The organism is Pseudoalteromonas sp. J2K-J979 (genome assembly GCF_058169715.2).
In genome coordinates, this window is sequence record NZ_CM200281.1 from 3094394 (window position 1) to 3108508 (window position 14115).

Here is a 14115-nt window from a genome sequence, read left to right on the forward strand (position 1 = left end):
CTCTCACGGATTTTTCGCCTATGTTCTCAGTGAAAAAACACTCTTAGAGCTACCACTTTAAACCTCCTATAAAAACAAGTTAATTCAATCACTAACGCAGCTTATTTTCACTATAAAAATAATTCATTATTGTGATGATTTATTTACTTTCCATTTTTATTTTTTTTTGTCATATTTCCCCTCCTAAAATATATTTTTGATGCAAAAACCACCAATTAGCTTCTCGATTAAGCTAGCATCAACACTCACAGGAGCTATGCCATGTTACATTCTTTTTTCAAAACAGGGGCTGTCGTCACCGCAATCTCGACCTGTTTATCATTCAGTTTCGCGAGTATCGCAGCTGAAAATCAGGCATTGCATTTGTATAATTGGTCTGACTATATTGCTCCAGACACAGTCGCAAATTTTGAAAAAGAAACCGGCATTAAAGTGACGTACGATGTGTATGATTCGAATGAAATTTTAGAAACAAAACTATTTGCTGGTAACAGTGGATACGATTTGGTTTTTCCAACCTCTCGTCCATTTGCGGGACGGCATATTAAAGCTGGCATCTATCAACCGCTCGATAAGTCTCTTTTAACTAATTTAGGCAATATCGACCCAATTATTTTAAATTCACTTGTTGATTTAGATGCGAGCAATACTCACTTAGTCCCTTATTTATGGGGAACAACCGGGATCGGCATTAACGTGAAAAAAGTCAGAGCGATTTTAGGTGATGACATGCCACTTGATACATGGCAACTGCTTTTTAATCCTGAAATTGTCGCTAAATTAGCAAGTTGTGGCGTGTCTTTAATGGACGACCCAACTGAAGTATTTACAGCCGTACGTATTTTTAATGGCAATGATCCTTCTGACTTTAGCAAAAAAGCCACCGAGCGTGCCGCCGATACCATTAAAACAATTCGCCCACACATCAAGTATTTTCATAGCTCTCAATACATTAATGATTTAGCCAATGGGGATAGCTGTGTTGCACATGGCTATTCTGGTGATGTACTCCAAGCTAAAGCTCGCGCTGAAGAAGCCAATAATGGCGTTGAGATTATTTATTTAGCCCCTGCTGAAGGAGCCGTTGTGTGGACTGATGTAATGGCGATTCCAAAAGATGCAAAAAATGTTGCGGCTGCTCATCAATTTATTAATTTCATGATGCGCCCAACAGAAATTGCACAAGTGACAAACTACGTCTCTTATGCCAATGCCAATAATCAAGCTGATCAACTTGTAGATAAAAAGATTTCAACCGATCCGGGCATTTATCCACCTCAAGCAACTTTAGAAAAGCTCGTGATCTTACATAGCCCATCAGACAAAGAAAGTCGTAACCTCAACCGCTTGTGGACCCGACTTAAAACCAATATGTAATTTTGCTTTTACTTAACTACACTCAACCATTTCGGCGCAAAGCGCCGAAATGGTTTAATTTATCATAAAGGTACGCATGCCAATGACTCAAACTGAGCCTGTTGACGTCCCCATCGTTCAAATTCAAAACTTAACTAAAAATTTTGGCGCCACTTACGCGGTCGATAATATTAACCTTGATATCCACCAAGGAGAGTTTTTTTCGTTACTCGGCGCCTCTGGATGTGGAAAAACCACACTACTGCGGATGCTTGCGGGTTTTGAAACCCCGAGTAGCGGCCGAATTATCATCGATGGCCAAGATGTGACTGATTTACCCCCTTATGAGCGCCCTGTAAATATGATGTTCCAATCGTATGCTCTTTTCCCTCATATGACGGTCGCCGACAATATCGCCTATGGGTTAAAACAAGAAAAAATGTCCCGCCATGAGCGCAAAGAGCGGGTGAATGAAATGATGGCTTTGGTACAAATAACCAAATTCGCCAATCGTAAACCAGATCAACTCTCTGGCGGCCAGCGTCAACGTGTTGCTTTAGCGCGCTCACTAGCAAAACACCCTAAAATTTTATTACTCGATGAACCCCTAGGTGCACTCGATAAAAAGCTGCGCGAAGAAACACAATTTGAGTTAGTGAATATTCAAGAGCGCCTTAAGACTACATTTATCGTGGTGACTCACGATCAAGAAGAAGCCATGACAATGTCAACGCGGATCGCCTTGATGCACGAAGGACGTATAGAGCAACTTGATACACCACGACGCATGTATGAGTTTCCTTCTTCGGTCTATGCCGCCAAATTTATCGGCTTGGCCAATATCACTCACGGCGTTGTGATTGCGCAAGATGAAGACATCGTGACTCTTCACTGTGATGATCTTGGCTGTGACATTCAAGTCAGCCATGGCCAGCCTCTTGTGGCAGGAATGGAAGTCAGTGTGGTGGTGCGCCCAGAAAAAATTAAAGTGCATCAAGGTGAAACCGATTCACCCAATGCGGTGACTGGCGTAATTAAAGAAATCGCTTATTTAGGTGATGTCTCGATTTACCATGCTCAGCTTGAAAGCGGCAAGCGGATCAAATTTACTCAATCGAATATTCAGCCTCTTGCAGAGCAACCCTTTACTTGGGATCAAACCGTCTCACTGAATTGGTCACCATACAGCTGTGGGATTTTAACGCTATGATGTCACTGTCACGACTAAAGGTGCGTAGCCAAAGTATCATTACCGCTATCCCCACACTTTGGCTGACCCTATTTTTTGTATTGCCGTTTTTGTTTGTACTCAAAATTAGCTTATCCGAAGCAGCGCTGGCTCAGCCACCCTACCTCGACTTAATCCGTGATGTCGAAGACGGTCTCATTACGCTGAAAATAAACTTTGCCAATTATCTACTCTTACTTGAGGACTCACTGTATTTCAGTGCGTTATTCGGTTCATTGAAGGTCGCATTTATTTCGACAATTTTGTGTATATTAGTTGGCTTTCCTATGGCGTATGCAATTGCCACGGTCGATAAAAAATGGCGCATGCCCTTAATGATGCTGATTATTTTACCGTTTTGGACTTCATTTTTAATTCGAGTGTATGCGTGGATTGGCATTTTAAAAAGTAATGGAGTCATCAATAACACCCTTATGTCATTAGGGATAATTGACCAACCATTGGAAATACTGCATACCCCAACTGCAGTGTATATCGGCATTGTGTATAGCTATTTGCCATTTTTTATTTTGCCGTTGTATGCAACCTTAGTAAAACTCGACCGCTCATTACTTGAGGCTGCTGCCGATCTCGGAGCTAAACCCATCACCCAATTTTTCACCATCACTTTACCGCAATCAGTGCCGGGCATTTTAGCTGGTTCGATGCTGGTGTTTATTCCGGTAATGGGCGAGTTCGTTATTCCTGACTTACTTGGCGGGCCTGATACATTAATGCTTGGTAAACTGATGTGGATTGAATTTTTCAATAATAAAGATTGGCCAGTTGCATCGGCGTTAACCACGGTATTACTGATTGCACTGATAATTCCATTCATTTTCATGCAAAATTATGAACGAAAAGTAGTGGATGATATTTAAATGAAAAAAACAAAAGTATTATCAATCTGCGTATTATTAATTGGCTTTGCATTTTTATATGCGCCAATTTTCAGCCTAATTATTTATTCATTTAACGAAAGCCGCTTAGTCACTGTTTGGGCAGGGTTTAGCACTAAATGGTACGTGGAGTTATTCAACAACGAACCGTTACTCAGCGCAGCATGGCTGAGTATTAAAATTGCATTTTTTAATGCGTGGTTGGCTGTGGTACTCGGAACATTAGCCGCCATTGCCTTAGTACGTTTTCCTAAATCAAAACGAAAGCAAACCCTTGAGGTCATGACTACCGCACCGTTGGTGATGCCCGAAATTATTATCGGCTTATCCATGTTACTGTTATTCGTGGCACTCAAAGATATGTTTGGCTGGCCAGAAAATCGCGGCATGATGACTATCATTTTAGCCCATAGCACCTTTTCGATGGCCTATGTAACTGTGATTGTTCGTAGTCGTTTGAAAAATATGGACCGCTCTTTTGAAGAGGCTGCTTTAGATTTAGGTGCCAAACCGCTCAAAGTCTTTTTTACTATTACACTGCCGCTCATTGCACCCGCACTGGCCGCAGGCTGGCTATTGGCGTTCACTTTATCGATGGACGATTTAGTGGTCGCTAACTTTGTTTCAGGGCCAGGTTCGACCACATTACCTATGGTGGTCTACTCCAGTGTACGCTTAGGTGTCAGCCCGCAAATCAACGCACTAGCAACCATAATTATTGCTGTGGTGAGTTTTGCGGTTTTAGTCTCAGGCATCATCATGTATAAAAAAGAACAAGCGCAGCTTAAAAAACAGCCTTAAGATCTCTTATTAAGCCCAGAGTTACTCTGGGCTTAATAAGATTCAACACATCACAATTCAGATACCATCACCTTCTTGGCATGTGTTAAACCTGCGCGTGAATCACATATTAATCACTAAAATCCCTAGATTCATTCTCTAATTGCCATATTATTAGCCTCTTACCCACTAAAATTTGGAATCTCCATGTTAGAAATGGCCATTATTTATCTTGCTGCCGCAATCATCGCAGTCCCCATAGCAAAGCGCCTTGGGCTTGGCTCTGTGCTAGGTTATTTGCTCGCAGGGATCTTAATCGGTCCATTTCTATTAGGCTTTGTCGGCGATCAACAAGCAGTCATGCACTTTGCTGAGTTTGGTGTGGTGATGATGTTATTTTTAGTTGGTTTAGAGCTGCAACCTTCGCGGCTTTGGAAACTCAGGCACGCAATTTTAGGGCTCGGTGGGCTGCAAGTGGTGCTCACTGCTTTGGCTATTTTTGCCGTCGTGTATGGGGTATTTGCAGTGGCCTGGCAAACTGCATTGGCGATCGGTCTCATGCTAAGCCTTTCTTCAACCGCCATTGTGCTCCAAACACTGACAGAAAAAGGCTGGATAAAACAAGAAGCAGGCCAAAATGCGTTTGCTGTTTTATTGTTTCAAGATATCGCAGTCATCCCTATTTTAGCGTTAGTACCACTGTTGGCGTTTGCACCCAGTGCAATGCCGGTCGACCCCAGTCATAGCAACCTCATTGAACATTTCCCTGTTTACCTCCAAGTAGCTATTTCACTTTTGGTAATAGCAGGCATTATCTTGGCTGGTAAATATGTATCAGCGCCATTATTTCGCTATATTGCCGAAACACGTCTGAGAGAAATATTTACGGTTTTTGCACTTTTTCTAGTGATTGCTATTGCGCTGATCATGCAAAAAATAGGGATTTCACCCGCTCTGGGAACTTTTTTAGCTGGCGTCGTATTAGCAGAAAGTGAGTTTCGTCACGAACTCGAAGTCGATATTGAACCGTTTAAAGGTCTCTTACTTGGGTTGTTTTTTATAACCGTCGGTGCCTCGATCGACTTTAATTTATTAATTAATGAATTCGCGTTAGTTATTGGTTTAATTGTCGGGTTGTTTAGCGTCAAAGCTGTGATTTTATATGCGTTAACTTTTTGTTTTAAAATGGCTAAAAAGCAAAAGCTATTATTCACCCTCGCCTTAGCGCAAGGAGGCGAATTTGCTTTTGTATTATTATCTTTGACCACTAATTTAGCTATTTTAACGCCCCTACAAGGAAAAATAACCACCCTCGTCGTGGCGATTTCAATGTTATGTGCGCCATTGCTTTTAATTGGCTATGAGCAATTAATCAGCCGACAAAACCAATCCGCTGCAAGCGCAGATAACATTGATGAAATCGAAACCACCAACAGTGTAATCATTGCCGGCTATGGGCGCTTTGGCCAAATAATTGGCCGCCTATTAAGTGCGCAGGGCTACCATTTATCGATTTTAGACCACAGTCCAAGTCAAATTGAGCTGCTGCGTCGCTTTGGCAATAAGGTATTTTATGGCGATGCTGCGCGCCTCGATTTACTGGCCGCTGCAGGCGCCGCCGAGGCCAAGTTATTGGTGATTGCCATTGATGAGCCAGATAAAACCCTCGAAATGATCAGAGTGGTACACAAGCACTTTCCAGAACTCAAAATTGTCGCCCGCGCTGTTGACCGTCGCCACGCTTATCAACTCCTAAAACTTGGCGTGACCCATTTCAAACGTGAAACATTTGATTCGGCCCTCAGTTTAGGTGTGGATGCGCTCAAAGTTTTAGGTAATTGCCATGAAGCAGCTGAGCGGGCTGGTGAATTGTTTAATCAGCATGATAACGAGTCATTACATGCTCTAGCTGATATCTGGGGAGACGATAAAAGCTATGGCATTGCCGTACGCCAACGCATGGCCGACTTGCAATATGTACTAACAGAAGACAAAAAACATCAAGATGCACTACAAACTTGTGAAAATCGCACGGTTGAATAACAAACAATGACAACCCAATTAACCAAAAGCCACTGGCAAATCAGCCATGTTAACAACCTAGCTTTCGTATGGGGCTCTTTTGTCGGAGTGAATAATGATGGCTAAATTTTCTGTGTATCTTGCCAACAGTATGTTGATTGGAATGTTGTTCGCCGCTTGGTTTAAGCTGTTGCCAATTTTACTGCCCGCGGTGTACTTAGTATTAAGTGGGGTGACATTTATCGTGTATTGGCTAGATAAACTTAAAGCAAAAAAGGGCCTTTGGCGAATCCCAGAAAGTACCCTGCATATGTTAGCTCTCTGCGGAGGGTGGCCTGGTGCGGCCTTAGCCCAACAACTGTTACGCCATAAATCAAGTAAACCTAGGTTTAGGGTTGTCTTTTGGCTCACTCTGGTCACTAATTTAGTAATACTGACTTATTTGACTAACCCTACTGTTTTTTCCGTTCCGTGGGTCTTGCCAAATATTCTGATGACATAAAGCCTAATTAATCGTTTTATGACCCATTTCTATCAGTGTCACTTACCCGTAAGCAGGGACTACTGAAGATGAAAAACACATGTCGGCGATGCTTTTGCTTCTATACTAAGCATTAGCTTCTTAATTTTAAAATAATATAAATGATGAATGACTCTTCATATACTCATAAATTGTACTTAGTGACAGGTTTAATCATCCTGAGTATGGCTAGCCTGATTCTTTCGGCGTATTGGCTGAACACTCAATTTACCCAACTGTTAAACGCATCAGAAAAAACAGAAGTATTGAATAGCAACCTATTATCCCTACGTCGCCACGAAAAAGACTTTATGCTGCGCCATCAAGATAAATATTTAGATAAACATCAACAAGCGATGGATACCATTATAAATAATTTATCTGCACTAAAAATCCACTTAATTGACATCGACTTTTCAAGTAAAAAGCTAGCTGCGGTTAAAAGCTCTTTACTCGAATACCAATTAGCATTTCATCGTTTTGCTAAATTACTCCAGAAAAAATCAAACCTACTGAAAACCATCGAAAAACGCTCAAGTGATATTTCCAACGCCTTACAAACACAACCCGATGCTCGTTTAGTGTTTTATAAACTGAGTGATGCCATTCGTTATGATTTATTGCAACCCCAATTTCGTGCCCAACAAAGTGTGGCTGATTTTGAACAACTAAAAAGCTTACTTATAAAAGCGCTTCCCGATGAAGGGCTTGAGCTTTTTTTTAAGTACGAAGATCTTATTTATCAACTTTTTAAATTAGAGGTGTCGCTCGGAATCGATGAAAACAAAGGCGCAGAGGGTGAGTTAAGAACCAAAATACATTTCAGCGAAGCTATGCTCAGCCAAATATCTACTGCAATAGAGCATCATATCGCGTCAAAAATTAAATATTGGTGGAAGAGCGAGCTGATGTGGGCATTAATTTTACTAACAATAAGTTTAATATTACTTATAAACATAATAAGAAAACATGCCGTTCCCCACAAAGCCGCTCAGTAATTTAACACCTAATTTTATTTTCTACCCGTGTCGGTGATGTTAGCTATACGCTTTGATAAAACGCGCCACACAATCCTCGAGATAAGCAGAGGTTGGTACATCTTGGGCTTTTACAACACCTAAAGCATGGCGCATTTTCCAATCACCTTGCACCATTCCTAACAATTGCACGGTGGCAAATTGAGGGTTTGCGACCTTTAATAAGCCTTTTTCTGATAATTCAGTTAAACATGCCGCAACCTGCTGTAACACCACCTTAGGGGCAGCTTCAAAAAATAGCGTGCCTAGCTCCGGATGATCTTCTTTATGCGCCACACACGTATCGTACACACGTAACGCTTCGGGAGAAAATACCAGTTCAATAAAACTCGTCACAATCCGGAGTAAATTTTGCGCCACACTTTGATCATCGCGATACAACTCTTTGCGTAAGTTCGATGAAGAACAATGCGCGGTAATTGTTTCTACAAATAAATTATTCTTATCCTGAAAATGGCTATAAACCGTTTGCTTCGACACTTCTGCTAGCTTGGCTACTTGATCCATACTGGTGTTAACAAAGCCCTTTTCCATAAACAATTTTGTTGCAGCACCAATTATTTGCTGTCGTTTTTGTTCTGAACGACTCAGAGTATTTATTTCCATCACTACCTCAAATCAAACTAGACAGTCTAGTTTGATTGATTTATATTTATTCAAATTAGACTCACGAGTCCAATTTAATTATTTAACCTGTTTTTCAACCAAGAATAAACGCTTTTTTACTATATAAAAATAGTGTGACTCGCTGTAAAACGATTAAACAGTTTGCAATCGCTACCAAACGGATATTTCAATGCTCAAATACCTGCTCAGTTCAATGTTACTCATTTTACCTTTTTTTAATCAGGCTGACAGCCTCGTTCATGTTGCCGCCTATACAGTGCAACAAGAAGCGGGATATTTCCAAGCAAGACAGCTCAGTGGTCAAGTAATCAAACAACATGATGCGCACTTAAGTTTTGAGTTTTCAGGTAAAATCGAAAAAGTATTATTAGATCAGGGCCAGTCGGTACAACAAGGTCAAGTAATCGCCCAGCAAAACACCGAATTTTTAGTGATAGAGCAACAAAAGCTAGCCGCACACCAACAAAAAGCCCTCGCACAACTGGCACAAGCTGAACTCGAAAGAAATCGTTTGAGTAAGCTAGATAAACAAAATTACTCTGCTGCTGCGCAATTAGATCAAGTCAAAACCAATATTGCGGTGATCGAAGCTGAACTCGCAGGCTTGTTGGCCAATTTGAGCGAAGTGAACTTACGAATCAACAAAGCTCAACTGCTTGCCCCTTTTAACGGCGTTCTGGGCCAGCGATTTGTATCCCAAGGTGAAAATGTCATCGCCGGTACGCCAATTGTGCGCTTAATTGAAGACAGACATAGCCAAGTTAGTATTGGGATCCCGCCGACATTGCAAGCGGCAATTACCGACTCCATGCCTATCACCATTGCAGGGCAAACTTTTAATGGCCGAGTATTAAGCAAAGGTGCGAGTATTGACCCGCAAACTCAAACCCTCACTACACGCTTTGCGCTGCCAGACACAAGTCAGGTTTATGCAGGACAGCTAGCAAAATTAACCCTAAAACACTACCACCAGCAGCCGGGGTTTTGGATACCACTCGATGCTCTCGCTGATGGGGTGCGTGGTACATGGCAGATTTATCACATCAAAAATAACGTACTCAAGCCAGTGATTGTACAGCTTTTTTATGCCGAAAAAGGCTATGCTTATATTGCCGCACCACTAGCAAATGGTGATCAAATTGTGGCTAATGGAATGCACAAGTTATCAGCCAATATTGCCGTTAATGTGGTTGAGCAACACGCTGCGAAGGTGCTGTGATGATCCGCTACTTATTTCAACATGGTCGCTTTCAAGCCCTCATCGTTGCATTATTAATTGTCAGCGGCTTAGCAGCAATTAGTGGCTTACCACGAAGTGAAGACCCTCGAATTACCAATCGTCACGCTATTGTGAGCACTGCACTCCCCGGTGCGAGCGCTGAACGCGTTGAAGTGCAAGTTAGCGAAAAAATAGAACAACGATTAAAATCACAACCGGAAGTTAAACACATTTCTTCTATTTCACGTCCGGGCTTATCGGTGATCACCATCGAGTTACACGACGAGATCACTCAAACCGATCCTGTGTGGTCTCGCATGCGAGATCTGCTTTCTGATGTGCGTAGCCAATTACCCGACCACGCCGCGACACCGTTGCTTGATGATGAACGAGGTTATGCCTATACCCGCATAGTTTCTTTAAGTAGCCCTGATGATAAGACGCCCATTGCGACAGTAAACCGCTACGGAAAAGAATTACAAAATCAACTTCGTAATGTATCAGGAGTTGAATTAGTACACTTTTTTGGACTCAACACTGAAGAAATAAGAGTGTCTGTGGATGCAAATAAGGCTAGCCAAGCCGGCATTTCTCTCGGCCAAATTCATGCTGCCATTAATGGGGCCGATGCCAAGGTCGCCTCCGGTACCTTGACCAACCAACACAGCCAAATGCAAATAGAAGTCTCAGGCGCTTTAGACTCCATCGCCCGCATTGGGGCAATTGTGTTAACTTCAAACACTCATGCCGCGCAATATCAACTGACAGATTTAGCAACGATAGAACGCACTATCACCACGCCAGTCCGTGAAATTGCATTGATCGATGGTCAACCAGGGATCTACCTTGCAATCAGAATGCTACCAAACCTAAGAATTGATAAGTTTTCTGACAAAATTGATGCCGTTCTAGCGCAATTCTCCACAGATTTACCCGCGCAATTGAGTCTACAGACCATTTTTGATCAGCGAGGTTACACCGACAAACGATTAGGTGATTTACTGGGTAATATCGCTTTGGGATTTGTAATAATTTTGGCGGTATTATTAGTCACCTTAGGTTTTAAAGCGGCACTGATTGTCGGTACGGCTTTACCTTTGACGGTATTATTCACCTTAGTCAGCATGCATATGTATGGCCTACCGATACATCAAATGTCAGTAACCGGACTGGTGGTTGCCTTAGGTATTATGGTTGATAACGCAATTGTCATTACCGATGCTGTGCAGCGTTTACGCCAACGAGGTGAGCGTGCTTTGGCGGCTGTGCAAAAAGCTGTTCAGCACTTTTGGTTACCTCTGCTTGGTTCAACTTTGACCACCATTTTGGCATTTGCACCGATTGTCCTGATGCCAGGACCTTCGGGAGAGTTTGTTGGCGGGATTGCATTGAGTGTTATTTTTGCCTTAATTGGATCATATTTGATCTCTCATACATTGGTGGCTGTGTTTGCTGGGAGATTCATCAAAAATGATAACCGCTCGGGAATTTTTTACTCCGGAATTCATTTGCCGCAACTCAGTCAACGCTTTGAATCAACTCTCCATTTAAGCCTAAAAAAACCAGCGCTCACCTTATTATTAGTTTTTATTTTACCTGTGGCAGGCTTTATTGGCGCAGGCAAACTCACAGAGCAGTTTTTTCCACCATCCGATCGCGATATGTTTCACATTGAAGTGCATTTTGCCCCGCAAGTAAGTATCGAAGCCACCCGTCAAGCGGTGGTGAAAATGGACCAACATATCCGCCAGTATTCAGGCATCGAAAAACTCGACTGGATGATAGGTACTAATTTTCCAAGCTTTTATTACAATATGCTGCAACGGAACCGTGGCGCCAATAATTATGCTCAGGCACTTGTCAAAGTAACCGATTTTAACCGCGCAAATCAGTTAATCACCCAATTACAACAGGATCTTGATCAATCCTTTGCCAATGCACAAACTTTAGTACGAAAACTCGAACAAGGCCCCCCGTTTAATGCGCCCATTGAACTAAGAATTTATGGGCCAAACCTCGATACATTGAGCGAACTTGGCCAAACCTTGCGCACTCAACTCATTGCCCATCAGGATATTACGCATACTCGACCCACGTTACTTTCTGGCTCCCCCAAGCTTTGGCTTCAAACTGATGAAGCAGCCCTTAATCATGCCGGACTACGCTTAACCGATATGGCGATGCAGTTGCAGCAGCAATTTAATGGTGTGGTCGCCGGCAGTATTATTGATAACACTGAAACCGTACCTGTTCGGGTAAGAGTTGCAGATGAAGCCCGTGATGACATCAGCGCCTTATTTACGACACCTTTATTATCTGAAAAGCCTCTTTTAGTTGAATCTTACGCTGCAGCGACACTTAAAGCCTCGCGCGGTTCAATTGCCCGTCGTGATGGTGAACGCGTCAATATAATTGAGGCTTATTTAGTCACCGGCGTGCTACCGCAAACAGTCCTCAATGAGGTTAACGCAACACTGCAGAATTCTAATTTTGTCTTACCACATGGCTATCGCCTCGAAATAGGGGGGGAATCTCAAAAGCGCAATGAAGCGGTCAGTAAACTGCTTGGCCAAGTGGGGATTATCCTCGTGTTATTGATCACTGTATTAGTGATTTCTTTTAATTCATTTACCACCACTGGGTTAATATTAATTAATGCACTACAAGCTGTGATGCTTGGTTTACTAAGTGTCTTTTTGGGCGGCTACCCATTCGGCTTTACTGTGATTATTGGCTTATTAGGATTAATGGGCTTAGCGATCAATGCTGCTATTGTAATTTTATCTGAACTGGACGCCACCAACGCCTCTGCCGATAAAGATAAAATCGTTGCCGCCGTCATGACTTGCTCTCGTCATATCAGTTCAACCACCATTACCACAGTCGGTGGATTTTTGCCTTTGATCTTAGCCGGTGGCGGATTTTGGCCTCCTTTTGCGGTTGCCATCGCGGGGGGAACGGTACTTACAACATTGTTATCATTTTATTTTGTGCCTGTAGCTTATTTATTATTAGCCAAAAAACGAGCCCGTCAGACAGTAAAACCATTGGCAGCCAACACGTAATAAGCAGTGATAGAGATAGGACAAGTTATGCTTTCCCTATCTCATGGCCATTTAATGCTGCATATTTCTAATAAAAAAGGCTGTTTTTAATTTCTTAACTTGAATAATTACTCTAATTACTGTTTTATTTATAGGTACAATCAATAAACAGGAATAATTATGACAACAAAAATAGCTACCCTCGCCACCTTATTGACACTCGCCACGAGTTTAGGAGTCAGTGCGTCCGAAACAATCTCGCAATTGACGCCCTCCCAACTCGAGCAGTTAACACAACAAGAGCAATACCAATCCGTTTCTTCAGTCAAACGGACGTTAGCAAAAAAAATTGCACTGAACTTTTCATCGATTGAACCGACACTCAAACAACAACTCAGCCACTACCACTTAGTGTTCAGCGCTGATGAGCTCGCTCATTTAAATATCACGCAACAGCTAGATTTACCGTTAGCAAATCAAGCGTTACATCATCTAAAAGGCCTGCCGACAAATACGCCAGATTTATTACAAATGCGTTTAGCACATAGTGATATGCTGGCTGATTGGCAACAAGGGAACGCGCCACTTTTTGCTTTTGCGCCACAGGGAAATGACAAATACTGGACACATATTGAGGCTTTTGATCAAAGCGGCCAAGTTCATACTCTTTCTGTTGACGAACTCCCCTCTCAACCCACCTTCATTATTGAATTAAACCAAGACAAAACCCATCATGCCGGTCTTGCAGTGATGAAGCGCATTTTTAATGGCGCATCAAAACCTATTGCCAAAGATGAAGCTATCAGTAATGTTGAACCCTTGTCGACCAGTGTACTGAAAAAAATTCGTTTAAATAACGACCAAGAGCCGTGGATTTCTGGTTCGGCCGAGGTATACGGTATTGTCACAGGTATCGATCCCAGTCGCGATACGCCTGTGTTAGATATCGTTGATTTACCGTATCTGGATCACGACAAAACCGACTACTACCCTAATCAGGTGATCATTCATTGGCAGCGTTACCGTTGGCAAGCAGTCGATTTATTATTAATGGAACAAGATGACAATACCAATTACAAAACATTGGCATCAAAGTTACTCGAAATAGCCGTGCAAATTATGCGAACCATCCCTGACCCTCAAGTGCAAGGTTATGCCATTATTCCTCAGCTAACTAATGAGTTACTAAAAGCGATGCCTGATGGTTGGTTTACCAATGACGATGATTACGTCGATGTATTTTATACCTTATTTGAAGGGCAGACTTATCAAAGTCATCGTGGTGCCAGTAGTAATGCCACGATTACACTTGCCCCTTTAACAATTAATCCTCGCTAACTCAATCGCCAGAGCCCCCTGTTTAGAGCGCTCTGGCGAGATTCA

Annotated in this window: 11 protein-coding genes; 10 read left to right on the forward strand and 1 reads right to left on the reverse strand. The window is 42.3% G+C overall.

Annotated elements, in window-relative coordinates:
- The first annotated feature begins 261 nt into the window (after positions 1-261).
- From AC3KVK_RS14105 to AC3KVK_RS14135, 7 genes are all read left to right on the forward strand, one after another.
- Positions 262-1377 carry a polyamine ABC transporter substrate-binding protein gene (locus tag AC3KVK_RS14105; protein ID WP_490311830.1) on the forward strand — a complete coding sequence of 372 codons (1116 nt, stop codon included), beginning with the start codon at positions 262-264 and terminating at the stop codon, positions 1375-1377.
- An 82-nt stretch (positions 1378-1459) separates the two neighbouring features.
- On the forward strand, positions 1460-2566 hold the full coding sequence (locus tag AC3KVK_RS14110; RefSeq protein WP_490311829.1) for an ABC transporter ATP-binding protein: 1107 nt from the start codon (positions 1460-1462) through the stop codon (positions 2564-2566).
- Positions 2563-3465, forward strand: a complete 903-nt coding sequence (locus tag AC3KVK_RS14115; protein WP_490311828.1) for an ABC transporter permease subunit — start codon at positions 2563-2565, stop codon at positions 3463-3465. The genes AC3KVK_RS14110 and AC3KVK_RS14115 overlap by 4 nt, the downstream gene beginning before the upstream one ends.
- Complete coding sequence (locus AC3KVK_RS14120; protein WP_490311827.1) at positions 3466-4284, forward strand: ABC transporter permease subunit; 819 nt, start codon at positions 3466-3468, stop codon at positions 4282-4284.
- 186 nt (positions 4285-4470) lie between these two features.
- Entirely contained in the window at positions 4471-6306 is a 1836-nt protein-coding gene (locus tag AC3KVK_RS14125) for a monovalent cation:proton antiporter-2 (CPA2) family protein (RefSeq protein ID WP_490311826.1), read from the forward strand.
- Positions 6307-6400: 94 nt separating this feature from the next.
- Entirely contained in the window at positions 6401-6787 is a 387-nt protein-coding gene (locus AC3KVK_RS14130; RefSeq protein WP_490311825.1) for a DUF1294 domain-containing protein, read from the forward strand.
- A gap of 140 nt (positions 6788-6927) precedes the next feature.
- Entirely contained in the window at positions 6928-7803 is an 876-nt protein-coding gene (locus AC3KVK_RS14135; protein ID WP_490311824.1) for a CHASE3 domain-containing protein, read from the forward strand.
- A 39-nt stretch (positions 7804-7842) separates the two neighbouring features.
- On the opposite strand, the gene AC3KVK_RS14140 is transcribed toward AC3KVK_RS14135, so the two are convergent.
- Entirely contained in the window at positions 7843-8448 is a 606-nt protein-coding gene (locus AC3KVK_RS14140) for a TetR/AcrR family transcriptional regulator (protein ID WP_490311823.1), read from the reverse strand.
- 190 nt (positions 8449-8638) lie between these two features.
- On the opposite strand from AC3KVK_RS14140, the gene AC3KVK_RS14145 reads away from it, so the two are divergent.
- The 3 genes from AC3KVK_RS14145 to AC3KVK_RS14155 all read left to right on the forward strand — a co-directional run bounded on the left by AC3KVK_RS14145 (position 8639) and on the right by AC3KVK_RS14155 (position 14070).
- On the forward strand, positions 8639-9688 hold the full coding sequence (locus AC3KVK_RS14145; protein WP_490311822.1) for an efflux RND transporter periplasmic adaptor subunit: 1050 nt from the start codon (positions 8639-8641) through the stop codon (positions 9686-9688).
- Positions 9688-12753 carry an efflux RND transporter permease subunit gene (locus AC3KVK_RS14150; protein ID WP_490311821.1) on the forward strand — a complete coding sequence of 1022 codons (3066 nt, stop codon included), beginning with the start codon at positions 9688-9690 and terminating at the stop codon, positions 12751-12753. The genes AC3KVK_RS14145 and AC3KVK_RS14150 overlap by 1 nt, the downstream gene beginning before the upstream one ends.
- A 159-nt stretch (positions 12754-12912) precedes the next feature.
- Positions 12913-14070, forward strand: coding sequence for a DUF3103 family protein (locus AC3KVK_RS14155; RefSeq protein ID WP_490311820.1), 1158 nt, complete (start codon positions 12913-12915; stop codon positions 14068-14070).
- Positions 14071-14115: the final 45 nt, after the last annotated feature.